Here is a 23,857-nt window from a genome sequence, read left to right on the forward strand (position 1 = left end):
TTAACTATGTTTGCCCGCCGAAAACCTGTCGTATCTAGCCGGGGATATTGAGCGGGCGCGGCTCTGTATCGGCGCGGTGGACATAGAGCGTAAATTCAAACGGTATAGCGCCTGGCCGGACCGAATAATCGTGGCGCAAAGTCACAAGCGGCGACAAGTTTTCCTTGCAAAACCGGAAGGCGTGCAGCGGATCTTCATAATAGAGACCTTCATCGAAATAATCGACAAACCGGCTCAGCATATTGAATGCATATCCAGTTTTCGCCTGTGCCATCAACCGGCGGGAGACCGCTTCAAAAAAGCCGCGATTATCTGCCATCAAATTGTTGAAGACACCGCTTAGCAGGACGTAATCGAAGGTTTCTTCACTGGGGTTATCCAGAATGTCACGCACTTCAAACCGACCCTCTGGATGGGCAGTGCGGGCAAATTCAATGGCTTCTGGTGAAATGTCATAGCCGACATATTCGCCGTCAAAACCGATAGTGCGTTGCAACAGGCTGAGCATCTGGCCCGTACCGCATCCGAAATCGAGTATTTTGCTATCTTTGGTAACACCGATTTCGCACAGCACTTCCATCCGCCGCTCCTGCGTTTCGCGGTCGGCATATTGCGCGCTCTCAGCGGCATCCCCGTGTTGTTTGACAAGTTCACCATAGTGCTTCGCCAAAGCGTCGATATCATCTTTAAAATTATTGCTCATTTCAGCGCCTCAAGGCCTCCAGAATTGCATTGGCCGCGTGTGCGGTCGGGTCTGCCACGAAAGTTTCGCGCATACGCGATCCCATCGCGTGGCGCAGGTCAAAACCTGCGATAAAAATATCCAACGCGCTCGCCAATTCTTCATCGGTCACACCATCCGCAGGCCCCAGATCGAACACCAGACCAGCCTTTGACAAGACCTTGGTTTCGCTATCTTGGCCCTCATTTTGCGCGATGGTGGCGGCAGGCACGCCCATGAAGGCGCTTTCGTATTTAATCAGGCCGCCGCCGGTAATAATAGCATCTGCCCATAGCAATTGCTGCGATAAATCAGGTTGCCGCGGTACGATGGCGCTGCCCGGGGCAAAGTTGCCCAACATATCCGCAAGCGGCGCATCGGGCTGCGCAATGGCGTGGATGCACAGGTGCGAATGATGCTTCTGTAATATTTGCACAAGGCGCGTAGCAATATTCTTGGGGTCAGCCCCGCCAATAGCGATCAGCAGATTACCAATTGGTCCCCCGCGATCTCGCTCAATACTGCGAGCGCGCATATCCACCAGTCGGCGGCGGGCAGGGAGGTAGGCCGGACCGAGCAGCTTTGTGGGCCCTTCTGGATAGGCGAACGAACTGGCTTCCCAAGTGAAGTTTAGGACAACATCGCAGGGGTATTCTTCCAACGCGCAGAAATCATCAATCACGACCGTGGCTTGGCCCAGTGACTTGAGACTGGCGAGGTAATGATGGTCGGCGCGGTAGCTGTCGATCACCACAAAGTCTGCCGATTGACTGCCGGTGATGGCGGGATGTTCTTGATCTGCCGTGTCGGTATTTACCGGTTGGCCGAGATTGGCGAACTCAAAACCGGCGGCAGTGATGTGTTCCTGTGCAGCTTCGTTGAACTGCCCTGCAAAAATGCTGATGACGCCGGATAGGCGCAGTGCCTCCGCCAAGGCGATACAGCGGCTTAAGTGCCCGAAGCCGATCGTGTCCGCCGCATCGCAGCGGAACAACGCGTTCACTGATCGCCTTTCAAATTGGCAGCGAATATTCGTTCTGCCATTGTCCAGTCTTCGGGCCGGTCGATATCCAGCGCGCGCCATTCCGGCAGCTCGATAAAGCGCGTGCGCGGACCGAAGAAGGGGCGTTGTTCCAGCCACGCCTCGCGTGTTCCCCAATAAAATTGTCCGGAATCGTGAAAGACTGGCGGCAAGTCCTGCGTGCGGGTCGTTTCATGTTCCGGCTGAAGGAATTCGGGACTACCGTCAGGCGCGCTGACAAAACCGCGCTGCGGGGGATGCCCATAGCGCACCGCCGGAAAGGCAAAGTCGCAATCCTCAGAAAGCAACCCGGCAGATTCTGATATATCCCCTGCCGACACAAATGCTGCGGTGGCATAGATGCAGCACGCGGCCTCAACCGGCCAACCCGCATCGATCGCCCATGACAGGGCGTGGGTTACCACGTCCGTGGTTCCGGCATAGTCATCAGCGAGCTTTGCGGGCCGCATAAAGGGTGTCTCGGCGCCGGCCTGCCGTGCGACTTCAGCGATTTCATCATCGTCGGTGGATACTATGACGTGATCAAACACGCCGGATGCTGATGCAGCGGCAATAGGCCACGCAATCATTGGCTTGCCGCAAAACTCCCGCACGTTTTTGCGCGGGATGCGTTTGCTGCCGCCCCGTGCCGGAATGATTGCAATCCTCATTCGGCAGCTCTGCCTATTGACGCTCCGCAAACTGCTTTATGCACCTCCTCAATGACTTTATGCTGCTGCTCAGCAGTCATTGTGGGGTACATTGGCAGGCTGATGGCTTCCGAATAATACGCTTCCGCATTGGGGCACAGCCCGGGTTTGAAGCCCAGATCCCGATAATATGGCTGAAGATAAACTGGGATATAATGCAGGTTCACACCAATCCCTGCACCGCGCAATTGGTCAAACACAGCCCGATGATTTTGGGCAGCATTCTGCTGGTCAATCCGGATAACATAAAGATGCCAGGCCGACGCGCTGTCTGTATGCTGATGAGGCGTCGTCACCGGTAAATCGGCAAAGGCGCGGTCATAGATCGCAGCAATCTCCCGGCGGCGATCAATAAATTCGGGCAGCCTGTCCAACTGGCTGAGGCCAAGCGCTGCATTGATGTCGGTCATGCGGTAATTGAAGCCGAGGCGGTGCTGTTCATAATACCACGGCCCGGCGTTTTCCTGCTCCAGCATATCAGCGTCACGGGTCACCCCATGACTTCTGTCGAGCCGCATTAACCGGGCGAGTTCCGGATCGTTAGTCATCGCCATACCGCCTTCACCAGTGGTCACGATTTTAACCGGATGAAAGCTGAAAACGGTAATATCGCTATACTTGCAATTACCGACCGGCTGGGAGCGATAGGATCCGCCAATCGCATGTGATGCGTCCTCTATGATGCGCACACCATGCTTGCTGGCATGCGCATGGATCGCGCCCATGTCGCAGGATTGGCCGGTCAGATGGACCGGGATGATCACTTTTGGCAATGTGCCAGCGGCGGCAGCGCGGTCCAGTTTTTCCCCCAGGCGGACTGGGCACATATTGTAGGTGCGTTCGTCAATCTCGACAAAGTCCACATCTGCACCGCAGTATAAGGCAGCATTCGAACTGGCAACAAAGGTCAATGGACTGGTCCAGACGCTATCCCCGGGTCCCACACCAAGCGCCATGCAGGCGATGTGTAAAGCGCTGGTGGCACTGTTGGCGGCTATTCCGTATTGGGCGCCGCAACGTGCCGCCACTGCTTCCTCAAAAGCTGGAACAACCGGGCCCTGTGTCAGAAAATCAGACTTCAGCACATCGACAACGGCTGCAATATCAGCCTCAGTTACCGACTGGCGTCCATAGGGTATGAAGTCTGTCATTACACCGTGTGCGTCGGATCGACATGGTCGCGGATAGACTGGCGGATTTGCTCAACCGTCAGGAAGTCAGGATTGGTCCCGCTATTGTAAGAGAAACCCGGTTCCACCCGTGTCCCGCCGCGCTTTGCCAAAAGATCATCAGCCATATTTTCTGCTGTGGTCGGCAGGATCGCGTAATAGGGGCCAAGATCAATGGTGTTGAGGCTGTCACTGGTGGTAATCATTTCCTCATGGATTTTCTCACCGGGACGGATACCGACAATTTCCTGTTTGCATTCAGGCGCAATGGCTTCTGCAAGGTCAGTGATCAAATAGCTGGCGATCTTTGGGACAAAGATTTCACCGCCTTGTGCATTCTCCAATGCCCAAAGCACCATATCTACGCCTTCTTGAAGCGAGATATTGAACCGGGTCATGGTGGGGTCGGTAATTGGGATTACGCCGCTTTCGCGCTGGCCCAGGAAGAATGGAACAACCGATCCTCTACTGCCAATGACGTTGCCGTAACGGACTACCGACAGGCGCAGGTCCCGGCTACCCTTGATGTTGTTTGCAGCGGTGAACAGCTTGTCTGAGCATAGCTTGGTCGCGCCGTACAAATTGATCGGTGCGGCCGCTTTATCGGTTGATAGAGCCACAACATCGGTCACGTTGCTGTCAAAACAGGCTTCGATAACATTCTGTGCGCCCAGCACATTGGTCTTGATGCATTCAAACGGATTATATTCCGCAGCCGGCACTTGTTTGAGAGCAGCGGCATGAACAACAATATCAATCCCTTCCATCGCGCGGCGCAATCTGTCCTGATCACGGATATCGCCGATAAAATACCGCAATGCGGGATATTCTTGCGGCGAGAATTCCTGGCTCATTTCATATTGTTTCAGCTCGTCACGCGAATAGATTACCAGACGGCGGACACCCGGATATTTTGCGAGGACTGTCCGGACGAATGACCGTCCGAATGAACCGGTACCACCGGTCACAAGAATGCTCTTATTATCCAACAACGGATTTTGCTCCCTTTCGCAAATTTACATATTGGGTGACGATAAGCGCCCCGCTTATAAGGAATGCCGCCCCGAATGAAACCACTGTGGCCAGCATGATACCCCGAATTCCCATGACCGGCGCCCATAGGATACTGAGCCAGATATTAAGGCCGACAGTCAGGGCGCTGCACAGCGACATCAGCTCGATCCGTTTGCTGAAGTGGAGGAATTTCATATTGTGCATGAAATAGCCCTGCAAAACGATCGCGATCATCACATATTGCAATAGCGGGATCGCGCTGTGAAACGCCTCACCCAGCAGTATCGGTGCGAACAGAACCGCAAAGAAGTAAAAGCTCACCGCAGCAATTGCGGCCAGTATGAAGTATAGGGCCGAGACAGAAATGACTTCTTGCAAACCGTCTTCGGCGGCAACTTTCAATTTGCGGAACAGCCACGGCGTCCACGCCATCACGAAGCTGTAATTGACCATCCAGAACGCGGAAGCGAACAAGGCCGCTACGCCGTACATCGCGCTCGCTTCAACGCCCAGATAGTGGGCGGCGATCACCTTGTCTGCGGTTGCCATGGCCATCACGACCGCCCCAGCTGGCCAATAGACCACACCAAACGAGGCGATGTTACGATAAAAAGATCGTTCGGGAATTTGCAACAGAGAGGAGAAGGTAAAGCCGAGCGAGTGGAGCGAAAACAATGTCGCAATTCCCATGCTCATCATCCGGCCAAGAACAACGCCGCGCCAGTCCCAGCCAGCCATCAGGAAGCCGACGATAAAGGTCATGCTGAGAACGGCTTGGATTACTTGAGTGGCGAGAAATGCACGCCGCCTGTTATGGAATTGTTGAAGCGTCAGAACAGTGTAGAATACTTCGTACAGAAACGCGGCCACAACCACGGCGACGAGCCAAGCTTGCGGGAATTTTGTGGCAGAAGCCAGTAATTCGCCAAACACCAATGTCACCGCAGACACAAATGCTGCCATCGCCAACATCACGAATAATGCCGTGTGGGTGAACTGGTCCAATTGCTTCTGGCTGAAATCGTAGAACCGCATCCGGATGGCATCTTGGGTAGTCAGACCGACAACCGGGCGCAGGAAGGTCGCGTAGGTAATGAACAACACCCAGATGCCATAGCCTGTCGGGTCCAGCATCCGTGTGAGGATCGGTGCCAGCAGAAACGGCACCAGTGCCTCGATGCTGTTGGCAAAAGCATAGAACAGGGATTGAACCGCCAGAAACTTCTTGGCGTTTAACGTGAATGCTTTCCGGATCATCAAACTATCATATGCCTTTGCGCTCAAAAACACCTGCCGCAGCCAGTGCTTGATAGTTTGTAAACCTAAATTGTTAACGATTACCTGAGATAACGCTGCTCAATCCTGATCGGTGACACCGGGCAGGCTTGCGATGATTGGTTGTCTTGAGGAAAATCGGCGTGATTCACAAAGCGGTTAATGTCCAACCTGTGTTCGATGAGGAATTAGGCGGACGGGCACCGGTAACTGAGAGTGTAGCCAAGCAGGATCGTTACGACCTTGCGACTGCACTAGCTATTGTGCGCGAGATGGAAACATCTGCGGGGCGCAGCGCCGTGTTTGAGGAAATCAAGAACAAGAACACGATCTATCGTTTGGTCGATGCGCTTTACACAGCGTCCGGCAGACGCTTTTTTCAGCCGCTGGTGCTGTTTGCTTATATGATCAAATGCGTCATTTCTCTCGATCCTTTCGGGGGCGTAAACGCACAGGCTGTCTCGATTTCCCACTTCGACAATGAACATAAGACGGTGGACCGGGTGGCCGCATTGGCGCCCGAAGTGCCGCTTCTTAGGTTGTCGGTGGAACGCAAAAACTTGATCGGGCGCGGGCAATTGGCGGCAACCCTTAGGATGCTGGGTTCAGCCAAACGAGTTTGGTCTTTCTTGCGGCTGCTGGTTCGCACCCACAGCTTCATGCCATCCGCCCGGATCGCCAGCACTTTGGCGTTTTATATGCGGTTTTCGCAATTGTTTGCGGAACGCCCCGCGCTCAAGGCGGCAATCATTGCCAGTAATTACAGCCCCGAAGCGGTCGGTATGGCTGCTGCTGCGCACCACCATGGCAAGCGGGTAATCTATGCCAATCATGCCCCCGTACCCGCTAATGGGCCGGTTGTGCCGCCGGTGTTGGCGGATTGCGGAATGTTTTATGGTGATATGACAACCAAGACTTACCAGCAGCGTAGCTGCTGCACAGCAGAGATCGGCTTGATCGGCCAGCCCGGCAGGGCGCGCCCGATGGAGTGGCGTGATGAAGTAAAGAGCATCGGTATTTTCCTGACATCAGGCACAAAGGTTGACGTTCTAAAGAGCTTGATAGCGACAATTCGGGTCGATTTACCCGCGGCGCATATTATTATCCGGCAGCATCCCGTTACGCTGCTGAAGACTGATTTTTCCGATCTTGCTTTGGATGATGCCAATATCGAATTGACCATTGGCAATCCGCTTGATGACGAAATCGCGGCTTGCGACTTGGTGATCTGCGGCAATAGCGGGGTCGCCATGAACGTGTTGAGCGGAGGACGGCCGGTAGCCTACTTGTCGAGCCTGGACGGGATACTGTTTGACTCCAATGGATTTGTGGCCAGCCGGCTGGTGTATTCTATGCCATGGTGGAGCGACGATATTTACGACCGGTTGAAGGGGTTTTATCAAGCGCCCGGCTGGGAAGGTGTGATGCGCAGCTATGATGCGTCTTACGGCGTGGATCTTGCAGTGATGCGGCAGAATGCAACTGAAGTCCTGATGCGATACCTCAATCCTCAACCACGAAAAACTCAACCTGAATGGGTGAGGGGCACGCCTGAAATGGCCGCCTGAGCTCGGTTGTCGGTTTGGTGCCCTAACAACACTAAGCTGGTAATTGGTAACCGCACATCATAGGGGCCTCCTTCACTGAAGAGAGGCTGATGGCAGAACACAATAACCGCGCTGGATTGCTGCTCGCATTATGCGGGTTTGCCATACTGTCTGTCGGTGATGCAGTTGTAAAAACGATGGCAGATGATTGGTCGCCCATCGCTGTTGCCGCATTGCGCTTCACCATCGGGGCAACAGTCCTGGCGGGTTTTCTACGCAGCAAAGAAGGGGCTGAGGCATTTCGTCCCGCGAAACTTTGGCTGCAAGCGGCACGCGGCTTCTGCTTGGCCGGGGCCACACTATGTTTCTTTTCGGCCATTTTCGTTATGCCCCTGGCTGATGCGACGGCGATCGGTTTCGTCGCGCCGTTTTTAGTCGCGATACTCAGTGGCCCGTTGCTGAAAGAGAAAGTGGCACCGGTCACGTGGTTTGCCGCGTCGTTGGCTTTTGTGGGCGTGCTGATGATACTTCGGCCCAACGTGGCTGAGCTCGGCGTGGCGGCGTTACTGCCGCTGGGCGGGGCAACTTTCTTCAGTCTGATGGTGATTGGTAATCGTGCGGCCGCAGGTACTGGATCGGTTTTGTCGATGCAGTTTTTCATCGCTGCCTTCGCTGCTCCGGTGTTAGTCGGGTCCGCAATCATCGGCAAATATAGCGGGATACCGCTTCTATCGGTCGGTATGCCCGACTGGACTGTAGTCGCGAGGTGCGCGCTTGTCGCACTGACAGCTACGACCGCCCATTGGCTGGTATATCTCGGCACGACCAAGGCAGGTGCGGCAACCATCGCGCCGATGACGTATGTTCAGCTATTGGTTGCGGTTATTTTGGGTTGGGTGTGGTTTGACCATGTACCAGATGTCACTGCGATGGCCGGTGCCTGCATCATCATCGCTTCGGGGCTGATATTGTGGTCGGCTGGTAAGCCCAAAGTCCGGTAGCTTTCCTCATAAGTTTTCGCTGAAAAATTTACAGGATTGGCAACTCTTTTACGCTAAGGCGCAAATTTAGAATCAGCATCTTATACATAAAGGCATCCCCTATGTGCGGCATCATCGGCATTGTTGGAAAAGAGCAAGTGGCAGACCGGTTGGTCGATGGCCTGCGCCGGATGGAATATCGCGGCTATGATAGTGCCGGTGTATGTACAATTGACCAAGGGGCACTGGTACGCCGTAGAGCGCAGGGTAAGCTCAAAAATCTGGTCACTGAACTCGCGCAGAATTCTGCCCCCGGTTTGATCGGTATCGCTCACACTCGCTGGGCCACTCACGGTGCACCGACAACACACAACGCACACCCTCATGCGACTGATGATGTGGCATTGGTCCACAACGGCATTATCGAAAACTACAAGCCCTTCCGTGACGGCCTGATTGCCGATGGACGAAGCCTTGAAAGCGACACTGACAGCGAAGTTGTGGCGCATTTGATTTCGCAACAGGTTGAAAATGGTGCGTCGCCGGAAGATGCGATCAAGGCAGTGCTGCCGCAATTGCGCGGCGCTTTCGCGCTGGCGATCGCCTTCAAAGAATTTCCCGATATGCTGATTGGCGCGCGGCTCGGTTCGCCGTTGGTTGTCGGCTATGGTGAAGGGGAGATGTTCCTTGGGTCCGATGCCCTTGCCTTGGCTCCTTTGACGCAGAAAATCACCTATTTGGAAGAGGGCGATTGGGTCGTACTTACGCGGGACAGTGCGATCATCTACGACTCGGAAAACCAGCGAGTAGAGCGCGACATTACGACCTCTGGCGCATCCGCCGCCGCTGTAGAGAAGGGCAATTATCGCCACTTCATGCAGAAAGAGATATTCGAACAACCTACCGTAGTGGCGCAAACACTGGCCAGCTATGTCCACCGCGCTGATGAGGTTGTGGCATTGCCGCAGATTGATTTTGATCTTTCTGCGATAAAGCGGATCACAATCGTCGCGTGCGGAACATCCTATTATGCAGGTTTGGTCGCAAAATACTGGTTTGAACAGTTTGCGCGCGTTCCGGTCGACATCGATGTGGCTAGCGAATTCCGGTACCGCGAGCCTGTACTGGAAGATGGCGGTCTAGCACTTTTCATCTCACAATCTGGAGAGACGGCGGATACTCTGGCTGCGCTAAGGCATTGTAAAGAAGCAGGGCAGACCATTGGCGTGGTGGTCAATGTTCCGACCAGCTCTATGGCACGTGAAGCCGATTTGTTGCTGCCGACACATGCCGGCCCTGAAATAGGCGTTGCTTCAACCAAAGCATTCACTTGCCAGCTGGCGGTCTTGGCTGCCTTGGCGGCACATCTGGCGGTCAAGAAAGGCCGGATGGACCGGGCCGAAGAACAGGAAGTAGTAAAGCATCTGCTTGAGGCACCGGCGTGTTTGAACGCTGCTTTGGCGCATGATGATGACATCGCCGCGATGGCCCATTTGATCGCACCCGCGCGCGACGTGTTATATTTGGGCCGTGGATCAGACTTCCCGCTCGCGATGGAGGGGGCATTAAAGCTCAAAGAAATCAGTTATATACACGCAGAAGGTTACGCCTCGGGTGAAATGAAACATGGGCCGATTGCATTGATCGATGATAAAGTCCCAGTGATCGTGTTGGCGCCTTCTGGTTCACTGTTCGAGAAAACAGTTTCGAACATGCAAGAAGTCAGCGCGCGTGGTGGCCAGATCGTCCTGATTTCCGATAAGGAAGGGATTGAGGCAGCGGGTGAGGGCTGTATCGCGACCATCGAAATGCCGAAGGTTCACCCGCTTATCGCGCCGCTTGTATATGCGGTTCCAGTGCAGCTTCTGGCTTACCATGTTGCATGCGCCAAGGGCACAGATGTTGATCAGCCCCGCAATCTCGCCAAATCAGTGACTGTTGAATAAACCCGGCGAGGGCGTACAACGCTGAAAAATTTGGAGTATTGATGTTCGGCGGTTGACGTGCAGAAACAAAACGCCGCGATAAATTTTTGCGGCAATTTCAGGGTGTTTTCATCGTATACTTTACCCGGCGCTAACCTTTTTTCTCTAACGGGAGATTGTGAGCGAGAACCCAACCAATCTTCCTGCATTGCCGGAACGTTTGCCAGCGATGGCGGTACTGGGCCTGACCAATCCCGGTCAGGACGATTGGGCGCGGTTGCGCGGGTTGCAATATGCCACGCTCGCAGACAATTCGCTGAAACGGGCTGCGTTGCATGTTCTGTCTGCGATGCTTACCGCTTGGTTGTATTTTGGGTTGGTGAACATTTGGCTGTTGGCTGGCTGGGCGATCACTCTGGCAGCGGCGCTTTTCTTTGCGTCACGATCAGATCAGAGCCTCTCCGATTCTGACACACGCAGCATTTCAAACGAAGAGTTCCGCAAACAAAACCTATCTGTTTTGATGTTGGCGCTGATCTGGTGCGTACCGTTCGTGCTATTTAGCAGCTACGGAACCATAGTTGAATTGTTGATTTTATGGACCGTGGCATTGTCCATGATTGTTTCAACGTCGCTGATGCGGGCATCGGCTCCACTTGGGTCAGTTATTTTTAGCACCGTCACCAGTGTCGGAGCGATTATCGGCGCATTGCTGCTTGGTAACTATACGGCGGCAGGGTGCATTGTTTTTGTGTTACTGGCGGCGATCCTTGGGACGATTGAATGCAGTAAAACGTATCTTATCGCACGGATCGCAGAAGCGGGTATGGAAGAGAAAAGCGAAGTGGTGTCTATGCTGCTTCGCGAATTTGAAGAAAATCAAGCAGACTGGCTTTGGCAGGTCGATACCGGACGGCGCATTCGTAGCGCGTCACCGCGCTTCTCTTTTGCTTTGGGCCAAACACCGGCCGATGTTGAGGGTAAGCCATTTCTGCAGATGATTGCGGGGGATTCATGGGAATCGGGGCAGTTTGCTCCCAGCCTGCATGAGCTCGCCGAAAAGCTGAAAAGCCGTGAGAACTTTTCCAACCTGATCGTGCGGGTCAGCATTGATGGCCAGAGCCGTTGGTGGGAAATCTCGGGCACTCCCATTCTGGACGAGCAACAGAACTTCATGGGCTTCCGCGGAGTTGGTTCCGACGTGACGGAGCAGCGCGAGTCGAGCGAAAAAATCGCCTATCTCGCACGCTATGACACGCTGACCGGTATGCCCAACCGCTTGATGCTGAACGAGGCGCTGCGCGACGCAATTGCTTACGCGAAAAAGTGGCGCACGCGCTGTGCGTTTCTGATGCTGGACTTAGATCGTTTCAAGGCCATCAACGATTCATTGGGGCATATGGTCGGCGATGAACTGCTCGCAGAAGTCAGCGGCCGCCTCAAAGAACTTATGGATGACAACACAATGTGTGGCCGCTTGGGCGGGGACGAATTTGCCATTGTGATCCGTGATGCTTCCGAAAAAGGTACTGTCGATCGGCTGGCAAGGCGCATTATCCGCTCATTGTCGCGCCCCTATAACATCAGCAATAACACGCTGTATGTCGGGGCCAGCGTCGGGTCTGCGATTGGTCCGCGTGACGGCAAAACGGTAGAAGAAATCATGCGTAATGCTGACCTTGCGCTGTACCGCGCAAAAGATGAAGGTGGCGGGGAACACCGGCCATATGAGTCGACCTTGCATGCCAATGCAGAAGAGCGCCGCCAGCTAGAAGGCTCTTTGCGTAAAGCGCTCGAAAACAACGAACTTCTGTTGAACTATCAACCGGTGGTCGATGCGAATAGAGAAAACGTAGTGAGCTTCGAAGCGTTGCTGCGATGGAATAGTAAAGAGCATGGGTTTGTGCGCCCAGACAAGTTTATCGCACTGGCAGAAGACACCCGCCTGATTGTACCGATTGGTGCATGGGTGCTGCAAGAGGCATGCCGCGAAGCGCTTAACTGGCCGCGTAATATCCGTGTTGCGGTCAACGTATCAGGCGAGCAATTGATCGAACCGGATTTTGCGACGACCGTGGTCCATGCATTGTCCAATAGCGGGCTGGAACCTCAACGGCTTGAGATCGAGGTCACAGAGAGCATCTTCTTACGTGATCCGAATATTGCCCGGGCTGCGCTGGAACAAGTGATTGCGCTGGGCTGTACCGTTGCGCTGGATGACTTTGGCACCGGATATTCATCGCTTGGTTATCTGCGCAAACTGAGCTTCTCAACCATCAAGATTGATCGCAGTTTTGTGCAAGGCGCAGCGCAAGGTAGCGCTGAAAGCATCGCCATCATTCGTGCTGTTGTGGCGATGGCTGACAGTTTGGAAATGGCCACGACCGCGGAAGGTGTCGAGAATCCCGAAGAGGCTGAAATGATCCGCAATATGGGATGTACCAAGATCCAAGGGTACTATTTCGGTCGGCCGATGGGTGCTGCGGATGCACGGCATCTATTTGCGCGGCAGGGGCAAATCCGCGCTTAACCCGTCTGTTTCTAGCGAACTAGGCGCGCACCAGCCCATTGATGGCGCTTTCAAACAGCGCGCGCCCATCGCTTCCGCCATGCGCATCTTCAATGGCGCGTTCGGGATGCGGCATCATGCCCAGAACGTTACCCGCGGCGTTAAGGATACCGGCAATATCCCTGCGTGACCCGTTGCAGGGCTCCGCATATCGGAATGCTACCTGGCCGTCGCCTTCAAGCGTATCGAGAGTGTGCTCATCAGCGAAGTAATTACCGTCATGATGGGCGACCGGGATATGAATGGTTTCATCACCCGTATATCCGTTAGTAAATAGCGACCGGGTGTTCTCGACCTTGAGCGGTACGGTGCGGCAGACAAAGGTCTGCGCGGCGTTGCGCATCAGCGCGCCGGGCAATAATCCACTTTCTGTAAGAACCTGGAAACCGTTACAGACACCCAATACCGGGACGCCGCGTTCTGCCGCAGCTACCACTGCTTTCATAATCGGGCTGCGTGCAGCCATCGCGCCGGAACGGAGATAGTCACCATAGGAAAACCCGCCTGGCAAAGCGATAAAGTCCAGATCGCCGGGCAGATCGGCGTCGCCGTGCCAAATGCGGCTCGGCGTGGTACCGGATATCTGTTCCAAAGCGACGGCCATATCGCGGTCGCAATTGGACCCCGGAAATGTGATGACTGCAGAACGGAACGCCATCAGGCTGCCTCCTGCTCCAACTTCTCAATCCGGTAATTCTCGATCACCATGTTGGCCAAGAGTTTCCGGCACATTTGGTCCAAATCCTCGTCAGAGGTGTCATCTGAAACGTCGAGTTCGATCAGCTTACCAGCCCGCACATCATTCACGCCGCCGAAGCCCAGTGCCTCTAACTCGTGATGGATCGCGCGGCCTTGCGGATCAAGAACACCAGCTTTGAGCGAAACGTGGATTTGCACTTTCATCGGAGTAATTCCTGTGAAGAAGACTCGGTTTTGAACCGGTTTGAACGCGTTCTAGCCTATGGCTTGATGCCTATCGTAGGGCAAGGTTTGTGAGAACAGAAACTGTCGGAAACCATCCGATATCCGCTGCTTATCTTTCAGATGTGGCCATCTGTTCAGCTAGGGCACGCGGGACCACACGAAATTCTACTGCCTCCTCCAGTGCAAGATATTGCCGGGCCAGAGCCAATATTTCCGCACCCGTCACCGCCGTGTAGCGCTCGCGAGCGGTTCGAAAACGTTCGACATCTTCCGTCTCGCTTTGCGCGCGATCAACCAAGCTCATCCAGCTGCGATTGCTTTTCAACCGGTTGTCGATGGCTTCCAGCAGTGGCTGCCGCGCGCGTTGCATCAAATCTTCGTCGGGCGCTTCACTTCGCAGCTCGGTGAGCACATCCATTAACGCGGCTTTTGTTGCATCCAGCTGGGTCACATCCACGGCAGCCCCCATTGCGAACGTTCCATAATCCCGGAAAACCCGTGACTGGTTGTCGCTGACGGATGGCGAGTAGGTTTGCCCCAGCTCCTCGCGCAGTTTTTCGGTCAACATCAGGCGGGTTATTCGGGCAAGAACCGTAAATGCGGTGGCCTGTTTAACGTCCTCGGCATCATCGGTCGGCCACACCATCCGCAGCAATGCCTGATCGGCTTCGCCATCATGCGGAATGATTTTTAGACCGCGATTATCTGTGAAGCTACGATCACGGCGCTCATCGTCATAAGGTCTAAACTCAGCTTCGCGCTGCGGAAGCGCACCGATTGTTTCGGCCAGCACCGCAATCACCGCGTCTTCTTCAAAATCGCCAACGATGGAAACTTCAATCGCGCCGTTCTGCAGCCGGTCGCTGATCGTGGTTCTGAGCCGTTCATAGTTCAGCGCACGGTATTGCTCTATTGCGGGCCGGGTAAAGCGGGGATCACCGTCGGATAATATCCGGTTGGACGCTTCGCTATATGCCGATCCAGGCGTTTTGCCCAACCGGCCAAAGAAATCATCGAGCCCATTATACCAAGATCCCAACCCTTCCGGCCGGTATCCCGGATCAGCGAGGAAGGCGGTGAGCAGCTGCATTTGCAGTCTGAAATCTTTAGGGGTTGTGGTTGCTGAACTGAGGAAAGTTTCGGCACTATCGCCAAAATTTCCGCGCACGGACTTACCGGCCAAAATGGACTGTAGTTCATCTGTACTGTGCTTCCCCAAGCCGCCACGCGTCAACAAGCTGGCGATGGTGACCGCTTGTGGGTCCTCCGCTGTTCTGAGCATTCTGCCGCCGTCAACATGCATCCGGATGGATACCACATTATCTTGCAGATCGGTGGGCTTCAGGTTGACTCGAACCCCATTGGCGAAGCGCAATGTACGAATGCCGAAGTCTTGAATCTTGCCGTCTTCGACCACGGTGCCTGGTGTCCCGAAATCAGTATAGGCAAATTCAGCAATGCCGTTGTCTTCCGGCGGCGTAACATCACGGGCAAAGGCGGCCTCTACAGCAGCACGCAGAGCGTCTGATCCGCCCTCTGGTGCCGACTTTCCGGTAAACCTGATTAATGGTTTTTCCAGATCGACCACGTTTTCACGCAGGGCCGACAGCACTGCTTGGGGTGAAGCTATTTCAGCGACGGCGTTAAACCGGGCCAGCCCAGCCTCGGGGCTGTCTGGTACCAGATCACCGTTTGCGATGGTGAACGCGCGGGACGTGAAAGTGGCGTTACTGCGGGTGCCTTTATTGGCAATTGCGTTTTCTAGTGAGGTCCGGCCATTACTGATCTGCTCGGCGATTTCCGCTTCGGTGAAACCGTAAATCAGAGCGCGGCGATATTCATCAATCGCTGCATCGAGTCCGCGTTGCCATTGGCCTTCGACCGTGCTCACCGAAACCTGGGTGGATCGGGCTTCCTCGAAGAAGTTTGAAGTCGATACGTTTACTCCGCGAAACGGAGGGTCTTCGCTGCGCTGCAGCCGTTGCAGGCGGCGATTGATGATGCTTTGCCCGATACGCCGTAATGTACCCTGCCGGCGCTCGGCAACGGTGTCTGGGCGGTCAATATACGCACCATGCCGGATAAGAGTAATCGATTCAGTCAGGGCAGGGTCCAGATAGATATCAGTCTGGCCTTTTTGGGTAAGATCAACCGGTCCATGATCTGGTTGATCCACCGATACTTTGCTTCGCCAATCCGCAAAGCGAGCCTGAATTTTCTGTTCTACCAAAGCGGGCTGAAAGTCACCTACAACGATCAGAACGGTGTCTTGCGGCACATATTCGCGTTCCCAGAAGCCGCGCAGCCCCTCTGCTGTTGCGCCTTCCAGTGTTTCCAATATTCCGATCGGTAGGCGTTTGGAAATGCGCGCATCCGGATATGCGAATTTCAGGCCATCGATAGTGTTTTTGAATGCGTAGCCGTTGCGGACCCGCCGTTCCGACAAAATAACACCGCGTTCGCGTGCGACGGCTTCTGGCGTGATCGTCAGCTCGCTCACTGTTTCACGCATCAACATCAACGCAGTGTCCAACAAGGCTTCATCATTGCGGGGCAAATCGAGCTTATACTGAGTTTCATCAAACCCGGTTGAAGCGTTGGTGTCAGCGCCAAAGGCAAGGCCTTCGCGTTCCAACAACTTGATCATCTCGCCTTCAGGTATGTTGGTGGAACCGTTAAACGCCATGTGTTCAACGTAATGGGCGAAGCCCTGTTCATCATCTTGTTCATCAATGGATCCAGCGCCAATCACCATTCTGACCAAGGCGGTGCCTTCTGGACGATTGTTCGGGCGGATGATGTACCGCACACCATTATCAAGCTTGCCGAAATACCAGCCCGCTTCCGGAGTGAACTCGCTATCTTCCAAGTCCCAGTCCGCAGGGTTCCAATTAACCGGTCCCGCTACGTCGTCAGCAGAAACCTTGGGGCCCGGTTCGGGCGTTTCTTGCGCCAGAGCAGGTGGGGTAAAGGCGGTTGTTAAAGCGAGTGATAGCGCAGCATGCGCAGCAGTCCGTAATGTCATCCAACCTTCATGCAGAAGGCAAGATGAACCCGCAACAACTCTATGGAACCATTCTATTTTTTAGGTGGTGCGCCGCGCAGTTTGCCGCGATGGGCATTGAGGTCGAATACTTCACCCGGGCTGTTATCCTCATTACCAAGGATACCCAGCCTGCGTGCGACTTCTTGATAGGCTTCCTCTTCGCCGCCCAAATCACGGCGGAAACGGTCCTTATCAAGCTTCTCGTTGGTTTCCATATCCCACAACCGGCAGCCGTCAGGGCTGATTTCATCCGCCAGAATAACCCGGCTGAAATCGCCCTCATACATCCGGCCGAATTCCAATTTGAAATCCACCAAACGGATATTGATTGCGGCAAACATCCCGCACAGAAAGTCGTTAACGCGGATCGCCATAGAGGAAATGTCCTGCATTTCGTCTTGGCTGGCCCAGTTGAAACAGGCGATATGTTCTTCAGCGACGAGCGGGTCGCCCAGGGCATCATCCTTGTAACAATACTCGATCAAAGTGTGTGGCAGCGGCTCACCTTCTTCAAGGCCGAGGCGTTTGCAGATTGATCCGGCAGCGACATTGCGCACAATCACTTCGATCGGCACAATCTCTACCTGCCGAACAAGTTGTTCGCGCATATTCAAGCGGCGGATAAAGTGAGTCGGGATTCCGATATGGCTGAGCCGGGTAAAGACATATTCGCTAATGCGATTATTGATCACGCCTTTACCGTTGATCGTGCCCTTTTTTTCCGCGTTGAACGCGGTCGCATCGTCTTTAAAATACTGAATGATCGTACCCGGCTCTGGACCTTCATAGAGGATCTTGGCCTTGCCTTCGTAAATTTGGCGACGACGGGTCATGCACGGTTCCTTGAAATAACAGCGCCCCGGCTGGCGAGACAACAGCGTCTGCGCGTCCGGGGCGTGGGGCCTATTTACCGTGCTGGGCAGAAAAGTGCAATCGGCGGATGTGCAAGGCTGTGGTCATCCGTAGATCGTGCATCGCGATTGCCAATCCTAGGCATTGGTCAACGTATGGGCCCAAGGCGGTGGCCCTAGGTATGGGCCCAAGCTGTTGATGGGGAACTGCCTTGCCTTTGGGGGATTGGTCCAGCAGGGATAGCCGACAATAGATCGGTAAAGGGAGAAATCTGGCAATGCGTGACGGTGTAATCGAAGTGGCTCCGGGCCGGTACCGTGAAACTTTTGGCCGCTATTACGAGGATTTTTCGGTTGGTGATGTCTATGAACATCGCCCCGGCAGAACCATTTCCGAGCAAGATAATACGTGGTTCACTCTGCTGACCATGAACACTCATCCACTGCATTTTGACCATGAATTCGCGGCCAAAACGGAATTTGGCAAGCCGCTTATCTGCTCGCCGCTAACCGTTGCCATTATGACCGGCCAAAGCGTGTCTGATGTTAGCCAGAAGGCTGTCGCCAATTTGGGTTGGGACAATATCAAATTGCCCAAGCCGCTATTTGCTGGTGACACCCTATATTCTGAAAGCGAAGTTCTGGAGAAGCGGGAATCGGAAAAACGCCCCACACAGGGAATCGTGAAAATTCACACGCTTGGCCGTAACCAGCACGGCGATGTGGTCTGTAGTTTTGACCGTAAGATGTTGGTGTGGAAACGGGGCCACGGTCCGGCGGATGGCTGACCGCAATTGAGTATTCGATATAAGAGGGATGGGCAGACCGGCTATTTGCTGATTGATCGGCCAGATCGGCGCAATGCCCTGTCGCTTGAGATGTGGCAGGCAATCCCCGATCTGCTTGATCAGGCGATGCAAGAGAATGGGCTGCGGGTGCTGGTGGTTAAGGCTGCCGCAGGGGGAAGCTTTTGCGCTGGCGCTGATATCCGCGAGATGGTGGACCATAAAGATGATCCGGAATGGCTGAAGGCCAATCAAGACGCCATCTTTGCGGCGCAACACAGGCTGACACGATTTCCCGTGCCAACACTCGCGTTTGTTGAAGGCGATTGTATTGGCGGCGGGTGCGGATTGGCTCTCGCCTGCGATATCCGTGTCGCCGCACCAACGGCCCGTTTCGGAATAACGCCTGCAAAGCTGGGGTTAGTCTACCCGTTTCATGACATAAAACTGTTGGTCGATTTGGTTGGCCCCGGACAGGCTAAGCGCTTGCTATATACCGGCGATCTCATTGATGCTGCAGAAGCTCACCGGATCGGTTTGACGGAATTGCTGGCTGACGATGTCGAGAGTTTACGCTCCGCCATTGCAGCAGCGTCGGCCTCTTCCAACAAGGAAATGAAGCAGTTTGTGCGGCAGGTTCTGGATGGCCAGACCGATGATGACGCTGCCACCAAGACGGTTTTCGCCGCCGCATTTGCAGGCGCTGATTTTGCGGAAGGCACATCGGCCTTTGTCGAAAAGCGCAGGCCTGAATTCAAAGACTAACGCGCGCAACGCGCAGAGAGGCTCCCTATGGATATTGCAAAACTGATGTACCGCGACGGATTAATGGACGGAGCTCGGATTCTGGTAACAGGTGGGGGCACCGGCCTTGGCCGTGAAATGTCAGAGGCATTTTTGAAACTTGGCGCGACGGTGCATATTTGTGGTCGCCGGCAGAATAGACTGGATGAAACAGCGGGGGAATTGATGGCTGCGCATGGCGGCACAGTGGTTGGCCATGCCTGTGATATCCGCGATGCTGATGCGATCAAAGCTATGGTCGACGCCATTTGGGAAGAAGGCGGTGCGCTGACCGGCGTGGTGAATAACGCAGCGGGCAATTTCATCAGCCGGACAGAGGACCTGTCGACCAACGGTTTCAATGCTATCTCTGACATCGTCTTTCGCGGGACGTTCTATGTCACGCATGAAATCGGCAAACGGCTGATTGATGAAGGCAAATCCGCCAGCTTCCTGTCGATCCTTACAACATGGGTTTGGAATGGCGGGCCGTTTGTGGTGCCGTCTGCGATGTCGAAATCGGCAATCAACACGATGACTCAAAGTCTGGCGGTGGAATGGGGCCGATATGGGTTGCGCTTCAATGCGATTGCGCCGGGGCTTTTCCCGACCGACGGGATGAGCGCGCGCCTGTCGCCCGGTGGACGGGGCGATAATTCCAATGACCGGATGAACCCGATGGGCCGCCACGGGGAAATGCATGAGCTCGCCAATCTGGCGGTGTTCCTGATGGGGCCGGGCGCGGAATGGGTGAACGGCCAGACTATCGCCATTGACGGTGCAGGATATCAGGCAACCGGCGGCAATTTCTACCAAATGCTCAGCCCGCTAGGGGATGAGGAATGGGATCAAATGCGCGCTATGATCAAAGGCACGAATGCCAAGGATAAGGAGGACCGTGCAAGCTAGCCAATCGCAGCATCAGCCAAGGCTTGTGCTGCTTTATAATCAGGCTTGCCATTGTTGAGGCGGAGCGATTGCTCGGTAAACACGTATAGGCGGGGTATTTTATATCCCGCCAATGCAGCGCGAACGGTTGCATCCAGCTCAGCTTCAACCGCGTCTGCGCCCTGTATGACAGCTGTGATTTTGCGGCCAAAGCGCGGGTCGGGAATACCGACAACACGGACATCTTGAACGCCCTCGCATCCCTGCAGCACGGCTTCGACTTCTTCGGGGAAGACTTTTTCACCGCCCGTATTGATGCACATATTGTCCCGGCCTTGAAACTCGATGCTGCCATCTGCGCGGTATCGGGCTGTGTCGCCTGTCATCAGCCAGCGTCTTCCGCCAATTTCAGGGAAGGTTTGCGCGTTCTTTTCGTCTTCACCCAGATAGCCAAGGGGCAGGGGGCCTGATCTTGCCAATATGCCAAAATCGTCTGATCCGGGTTGTACTTCTTGATGATTGCCCGATACATCTACAGCGAAGATTTTCGTATCCCGCCCGGGCATCGGGGCAAAGTTGCCGCCGCCGCTGGTGCCCGCCGCGCTGGTAATTGTGACAGCCGTTCCCGCACTTTCGCTCGACCCCAAAGCGTCGATGATGACCATTTCTGGGTTGGCCGCGATAAGCCGGTCTTTGACGGATTGGCTGAAGACAGCGCCCGATGATGTCACCAGACGCAGGCTTTTTATTGCATCCTTTCCATCGGTGCGATTTTCCAGGGCGTCCGCCAAAGGCATTGCGAAAGCATCACCCACAAAGGCCAGTGAACGTGCCTTACGCTGCTTCACGGCATCGATAGCTTGATTTGCATCTAAGCGTGATGCCGGCACAGTAGCCAATGTGCCGCCGCGCATCAGATGGATCATCGCAGCAAATTGCCCGGCGCCATGCATTAGCGGGCTAAGCAGCAGCAGCGGGGCAGGGCTATCAGGCCCATCAGGGGCGATTTTGGCGGCAATTGCGCAGTGCTCGGCCAATGATGCTGCAATATGAGGCGGCTGGCCAAGGCCCGTCGGCCATTGCGAAATCTGAAATGCGTCCCATGCTTCCTCAAATGGCCACATGACCGCTTTCGGCATACCCGTCGTCCCGCCAGTGGCAGTAAAGAACAGTGCCTGCGCGTCTTGGTGCGGTACAAAGTCTTCCGAACCATCGGCTTGAAGCATATCTCGCCAATTGGCATTAGCGGGATCGGCAATGATGATGTGATCTAAGCCCGGAGTATCTGTTGCCTCGGCCGCGGCGGCGAATTCCTGCTCCACAAACAGAGCCTTCAAACCAAAGCGCGTAAAGATATCGCGCAGCTCACCCTGTTTATAGTGATAGTTCACATTGACCGGCGTGATACCGGCTTTGACGCATCCGAAATAGGCCAGGATGTAGTCCGGTGAATTGCGCAGCATTTGTCCGGCGACATCACCCGGTTTCAAGCCCTGTCTGATAAGTGATGCCGCGATCGCATCAGTTTGGCGGTCCAGCTCCTGCCACGTGACCATCCTATCGCCATGCAGCAAAGCGGGCCGGCCGTGTTCAACAGTGTTCGCAATGGCTTTAACAGCCACACCAAAATTCTCGCCTCTCCAAATCATATCAGAAGGCTAGCAGTCAAATGACGCGCTGACGAGGACAGGTTTTGTTGGGGGGCTCCCCAATTCGGGAAATGGTGCCCAGAGGCAGATTCGAACTGCCGACACCACGATTTTCAATCGTGTGCTCTACCAACTGAGCTATCCGGGCACTCGGCGCTGAATCAAACGTGTTCAACGCGGGTTGGAAGCGGCGCTATGGCGAAGCTACGCGCGCTTGGCAAGCGCTAATCAGTGTTGCCAGAGCGCTTTCTTGCATGCGCGATCAATCTTGTTTGTCCCATTCTTGTGTTGCCAGTTCTTCTGGAGCTGCTGGACGACCGGGAACGGCATATCCATCAGTGAACCATTGGTTCAAATCACGGTCACGGCAACCTCTGGAACAGAATGGATGAAATTCCTGATTGCGGGGCTTTTTGCAGATTGGGCAGGGCTTCGATGCGGTAGTCATAATGGCACCGATTGGGCGAAACTGCCTTCTGGCGCAAGGGATGGGCGAGTCTCTATCCTCACCTGACGCCCGCTCCGGCGAGCCAGTTCTTCCACCCATGTGGTTTTCAATTGCGCGGAAATTGCAGGGTGAGCGGTCAACATAATCGCGCCGGGCTGTGTGATGTGTTCTGCCTGTCTCAGCAAATTCCGAACCACCACCCCGCTGCGTGATATTGCTGCCCGGTGAAACAAAGACGGGCGTTCCAATCGGGAAACCAACTGCACAAAGCCAAAACCGTTCATAGCCGTCCGTTCGTGCGGCCAATCATCCAGCGCCCGTTCCAGCGCCATGTCGACCAGGCGCCGGTCCGCTTTGGAAGGCAGGGTCGGGAAATCAATCCCGACCATCCCCCCAATATCCATTTGCCGTAGCGTGGCTGCAATCGCAGGAACCGCAGCAAGCGCTAGCTCGCGGGGCGGCAGCGTTCCATCAATATCGACCACCAGCATTGCAGCTGTCGGGGCGATCAATAATGATCCGCCATTGAAGTCGATTGATTGCGACAAGCTATCACTCACCAGATCGGACCAACCCGGAACGGAGAAGCGCCGAACTTCGCGAATGGGGCAGGGTGTTTGCGCCAAACTATCCGTCAGGGATAAAGTCCTGACTGCATCGGTGCTGGGCCGTGCATGGGCTAATTTCATGCGACCTTTCTCACTAATCGCTGAACGCATGATCGTAAGGTTCAGCATGGCGCCTTCTCGCGCATCTTTATCTAGCCGATCAACGAGAAGGTCTGTCCCATCGTCAAGCCGGGCTGTACCGCGCGCGGCCCCGCTGGGCTTTGAAATCAGCTTTGCCTCAACCACCGAACCTGCAATCAGTTCACCATCCCAGTGATGTCGAGTGCGCATTATCTGGTCGTTATTGACCAGAATGGCGCGAGTTTCCCCGATGCCGCGTTCGACCTGCCACTCAGCCAATGGCAAACCCCGCCGATTTCAGTAGGGCGCGTGTTTCAAACAGGGGTAAGCCGACAACACCTGAATGGCTCCCCTGTATCCATGCGATCAGCCCTTCGGCGCTGCCTTGGATGGCGTAGCCACCGGCTTTGCCGTCCCATTCACCACCAGCGATGTAGGCATCAATTTCGGCTTGGCTCAGCCGTTTGAAGCGAACGATGGTTTCGCTCAGCTTTTCGCGCAGGGTACCGTCAGGATATTTTAGAGCGATTGCCGATAATACACGGTGCCGCCGCCCGGACAGAAGCTGTAAACATTGGCGCGCGGATTGTTCGTCCTCAGTCTTAGGCAGAATACGCCGCCCGGCAGCGACAACCGTATCGCCCGATAGAATGAAATAGCCATCGCTGGGTACTGCAAGCGCTTTTTCCCGGGCCATGCGCCGGGCATAGTCTCGCGGAATTTCAGCGCTATGCGGTGTTTCGTCAATATCGGCCGGAGATATGCCTACGGGCTCAATACCCAGCCTCGCGATCAGCTCACGCCGGCGCGGGCTGGCAGAGGCCAGAATCAACGAAGGATGGGAAACGGATGCGGTCATGCCC

Annotated in this window: 21 protein-coding genes and 1 tRNA gene; 7 read left to right on the forward strand and 15 right to left on the reverse strand. The window is 54.8% G+C overall.

Annotated elements, in window-relative coordinates; all coding sequences use genetic code 11:
• Positions 1–34 precede the first annotated feature (34 nt).
• Genes HKD42_RS02440 through HKD42_RS02465 form a run of 6 tightly spaced genes read right to left on the reverse strand, consistent with a single transcriptional unit; the run spans position 35 to position 5,892 of the window.
• Positions 35–703, reverse strand: coding sequence for a class I SAM-dependent methyltransferase (locus HKD42_RS02440; protein ID WP_170009981.1), 669 nt, complete (start codon positions 701–703; stop codon positions 35–37).
• Position 704: 1 nt separating this feature from the next.
• On the reverse strand, positions 705–1,724 hold the full coding sequence (locus tag HKD42_RS02445) for a PseG/SpsG family protein (RefSeq protein WP_170009983.1): 1,020 nt from the start codon (positions 1,722–1,724) through the stop codon (positions 705–707).
• The gene (pseF, locus tag HKD42_RS02450) at positions 1,721–2,413 is read right to left on the reverse strand and encodes a pseudaminic acid cytidylyltransferase (protein WP_170009985.1); all 693 of its coding nucleotides are present in this window, start codon (positions 2,411–2,413) and stop codon (positions 1,721–1,723) included. The genes HKD42_RS02445 and pseF overlap by 4 nt, the downstream gene beginning before the upstream one ends.
• Positions 2,410–3,603, reverse strand: coding sequence for a UDP-4-amino-4,6-dideoxy-N-acetyl-beta-L-altrosamine transaminase (gene pseC / locus HKD42_RS02455; protein ID WP_170009987.1), 1,194 nt, complete (start codon positions 3,601–3,603; stop codon positions 2,410–2,412). Before pseC ends, pseF begins: the two co-directional genes overlap by 4 nt.
• Positions 3,603–4,610 (reverse strand): UDP-N-acetylglucosamine 4,6-dehydratase (inverting), encoded by a 1,008-nt coding sequence (gene pseB / locus HKD42_RS02460; protein ID WP_246236680.1) that lies wholly within the window; start codon positions 4,608–4,610, stop codon positions 3,603–3,605. Before pseB ends, pseC begins: the two co-directional genes overlap by 1 nt.
• Positions 4,603–5,892: a lipopolysaccharide biosynthesis protein gene (locus HKD42_RS02465; RefSeq protein WP_170009991.1), complete on the reverse strand. Its 1,290-nt coding sequence runs from the start codon at positions 5,890–5,892 to the stop codon at positions 4,603–4,605. The genes pseB and HKD42_RS02465 overlap by 8 nt, the downstream gene beginning before the upstream one ends.
• Before the next feature lie 161 nt (positions 5,893–6,053).
• Here HKD42_RS02465 and HKD42_RS02470 point away from each other — a divergent pair, with 161 nt between their 5' ends.
• From HKD42_RS02470 to HKD42_RS02485, 4 genes are all read left to right on the forward strand, one after another.
• Positions 6,054–7,478: a hypothetical protein gene (locus HKD42_RS02470; RefSeq protein ID WP_170009993.1), complete on the forward strand. Its 1,425-nt coding sequence runs from the start codon at positions 6,054–6,056 to the stop codon at positions 7,476–7,478.
• An 89-nt stretch (positions 7,479–7,567) separates the two neighbouring features.
• A complete protein-coding gene (locus HKD42_RS02475; RefSeq protein WP_170009995.1) occupies positions 7,568–8,458 on the forward strand; it encodes a DMT family transporter in 891 nt (296 codons plus the stop codon).
• Between the two features lie 101 nt (positions 8,459–8,559).
• Positions 8,560–10,383, forward strand: a complete 1,824-nt coding sequence (glmS, locus tag HKD42_RS02480; RefSeq protein ID WP_170009997.1) for a glutamine--fructose-6-phosphate transaminase (isomerizing) — start codon at positions 8,560–8,562, stop codon at positions 10,381–10,383.
• A gap of 208 nt (positions 10,384–10,591) precedes the next feature.
• Positions 10,592–12,892, forward strand: a complete 2,301-nt coding sequence (locus HKD42_RS02485) for a putative bifunctional diguanylate cyclase/phosphodiesterase (protein WP_170012033.1) — start codon at positions 10,592–10,594, stop codon at positions 12,890–12,892.
• A gap of 19 nt (positions 12,893–12,911) precedes the next feature.
• On the opposite strand, the gene purQ is transcribed toward HKD42_RS02485, so the two are convergent.
• The 4 genes from purQ to purC form a co-directional block, all read right to left on the reverse strand.
• Positions 12,912–13,589 carry a phosphoribosylformylglycinamidine synthase subunit PurQ gene (purQ, locus tag HKD42_RS02490; RefSeq protein WP_170009999.1) on the reverse strand — a complete coding sequence of 226 codons (678 nt, stop codon included), beginning with the start codon at positions 13,587–13,589 and terminating at the stop codon, positions 12,912–12,914.
• Positions 13,589–13,834: a phosphoribosylformylglycinamidine synthase subunit PurS gene (purS, locus tag HKD42_RS02495; RefSeq protein ID WP_170010001.1), complete on the reverse strand. Its 246-nt coding sequence runs from the start codon at positions 13,832–13,834 to the stop codon at positions 13,589–13,591. Before purS ends, purQ begins: the two co-directional genes overlap by 1 nt.
• A gap of 130 nt (positions 13,835–13,964) precedes the next feature.
• Positions 13,965–16,880: a M16 family metallopeptidase gene (locus tag HKD42_RS02500; protein ID WP_170010003.1), complete on the reverse strand. Its 2,916-nt coding sequence runs from the start codon at positions 16,878–16,880 to the stop codon at positions 13,965–13,967.
• 53 nt (positions 16,881–16,933) lie between these two features.
• Positions 16,934–17,734, reverse strand: a complete 801-nt coding sequence (gene purC / locus HKD42_RS02505) for a phosphoribosylaminoimidazolesuccinocarboxamide synthase (RefSeq protein WP_170010005.1) — start codon at positions 17,732–17,734, stop codon at positions 16,934–16,936.
• A 296-nt stretch (positions 17,735–18,030) separates the two neighbouring features.
• Here purC and HKD42_RS02510 point away from each other — a divergent pair, with 296 nt between their 5' ends.
• The 3 genes from HKD42_RS02510 to HKD42_RS02520 are packed head-to-tail and all read left to right on the forward strand — an operon-like array spanning position 18,031 to position 20,229.
• Complete coding sequence (locus HKD42_RS02510; RefSeq protein ID WP_170010007.1) at positions 18,031–18,540, forward strand: MaoC family dehydratase; 510 nt, start codon at positions 18,031–18,033, stop codon at positions 18,538–18,540.
• A gap of 6 nt (positions 18,541–18,546) precedes the next feature.
• On the forward strand, positions 18,547–19,302 hold the full coding sequence (locus tag HKD42_RS02515; protein WP_170010009.1) for an enoyl-CoA hydratase/isomerase family protein: 756 nt from the start codon (positions 18,547–18,549) through the stop codon (positions 19,300–19,302).
• A gap of 27 nt (positions 19,303–19,329) precedes the next feature.
• On the forward strand, positions 19,330–20,229 hold the full coding sequence (locus tag HKD42_RS02520) for an SDR family oxidoreductase (RefSeq protein ID WP_170010011.1): 900 nt from the start codon (positions 19,330–19,332) through the stop codon (positions 20,227–20,229).
• On the opposite strand, the gene HKD42_RS02525 is transcribed toward HKD42_RS02520, so the two are convergent.
• The 5 genes from HKD42_RS02525 to HKD42_RS02545 all read right to left on the reverse strand — a co-directional run bounded on the left by HKD42_RS02525 (position 20,226) and on the right by HKD42_RS02545 (position 23,853).
• The gene (locus HKD42_RS02525) at positions 20,226–21,857 is read right to left on the reverse strand and encodes an AMP-binding protein (protein WP_170010013.1); all 1,632 of its coding nucleotides are present in this window, start codon (positions 21,855–21,857) and stop codon (positions 20,226–20,228) included. The genes HKD42_RS02520 and HKD42_RS02525 overlap by 4 nt on opposite strands.
• A gap of 72 nt (positions 21,858–21,929) precedes the next feature.
• Positions 21,930–22,005 (reverse strand) — tRNA-Phe (locus HKD42_RS02530).
• Between the two features lie 114 nt (positions 22,006–22,119).
• Complete coding sequence (locus tag HKD42_RS02535; protein WP_170010015.1) at positions 22,120–22,305, reverse strand: DNA gyrase inhibitor YacG; 186 nt, start codon at positions 22,303–22,305, stop codon at positions 22,120–22,122.
• Entirely contained in the window at positions 22,302–23,273 is a 972-nt protein-coding gene (locus HKD42_RS02540) for a ribonuclease E/G (protein ID WP_170010017.1), read from the reverse strand. The genes HKD42_RS02535 and HKD42_RS02540 overlap by 4 nt, the downstream gene beginning before the upstream one ends.
• The gene (locus tag HKD42_RS02545) at positions 23,266–23,853 is read right to left on the reverse strand and encodes a Maf family protein (RefSeq protein WP_170010019.1); all 588 of its coding nucleotides are present in this window, start codon (positions 23,851–23,853) and stop codon (positions 23,266–23,268) included. Before HKD42_RS02545 ends, HKD42_RS02540 begins: the two co-directional genes overlap by 8 nt.
• Positions 23,854–23,857 lie beyond the last annotated feature (4 nt).

The sequence above is a fragment of the Pontixanthobacter rizhaonensis genome, assembly GCF_012972675.1.
Classification (GTDB): domain Bacteria; phylum Pseudomonadota; class Alphaproteobacteria; order Sphingomonadales; family Sphingomonadaceae; genus Pontixanthobacter; species Pontixanthobacter rizhaonensis.

Bases quoted from the DNA above. Each gene is read 5' to 3' on its own strand.
- purC (WP_170010005.1), bottom strand. From the start codon at position 17,734: ATGACCCGTCGTCGCCAAATTTACGAAGGCAAGGCCAAGATCCTCTAT.
- HKD42_RS02535 (WP_170010015.1), bottom strand. From the start codon at position 22,305: ATGACTACCGCATCGAAGCCCTGCCCAATCTGCAAAAAGCCCCGCAAT.
- HKD42_RS02520 (WP_170010011.1), top strand. From the start codon at position 19,330: ATGGATATTGCAAAACTGATGTACCGCGACGGATTAATGGACGGAGCT.
- HKD42_RS02545 (WP_170010019.1), bottom strand. From the start codon at position 23,853: ATGACCGCATCCGTTTCCCATCCTTCGTTGATTCTGGCCTCTGCCAGC.
- HKD42_RS02500 (WP_170010003.1), bottom strand. From the start codon at position 16,880: ATGACATTACGGACTGCTGCGCATGCTGCGCTATCACTCGCTTTAACA.
- pseF (WP_170009985.1), bottom strand. From the start codon at position 2,413: ATGAGGATTGCAATCATTCCGGCACGGGGCGGCAGCAAACGCATCCCG.
- purQ (WP_170009999.1), bottom strand. From the start codon at position 13,589: ATGGCGTTCCGTTCTGCAGTCATCACATTTCCGGGGTCCAATTGCGAC.
- purS (WP_170010001.1), bottom strand. From the start codon at position 13,834: ATGAAAGTGCAAATCCACGTTTCGCTCAAAGCTGGTGTTCTTGATCCG.
- HKD42_RS02475 (WP_170009995.1), top strand. From the start codon at position 7,568: ATGGCAGAACACAATAACCGCGCTGGATTGCTGCTCGCATTATGCGGG.
- HKD42_RS02485 (WP_170012033.1), top strand. From the start codon at position 10,592: ATGGCGGTACTGGGCCTGACCAATCCCGGTCAGGACGATTGGGCGCGG.
- pseC (WP_170009987.1), bottom strand. From the start codon at position 3,603: ATGACAGACTTCATACCCTATGGACGCCAGTCGGTAACTGAGGCTGAT.
- HKD42_RS02440 (WP_170009981.1), bottom strand. From the start codon at position 703: ATGAGCAATAATTTTAAAGATGATATCGACGCTTTGGCGAAGCACTAT.
- HKD42_RS02525 (WP_170010013.1), bottom strand. From the start codon at position 21,857: ATGATTTGGAGAGGCGAGAATTTTGGTGTGGCTGTTAAAGCCATTGCG.
- glmS (WP_170009997.1), top strand. From the start codon at position 8,560: ATGTGCGGCATCATCGGCATTGTTGGAAAAGAGCAAGTGGCAGACCGG.
- HKD42_RS02465 (WP_170009991.1), bottom strand. From the start codon at position 5,892: ATGATCCGGAAAGCATTCACGTTAAACGCCAAGAAGTTTCTGGCGGTT.
- HKD42_RS02510 (WP_170010007.1), top strand. From the start codon at position 18,031: ATGCGTGACGGTGTAATCGAAGTGGCTCCGGGCCGGTACCGTGAAACT.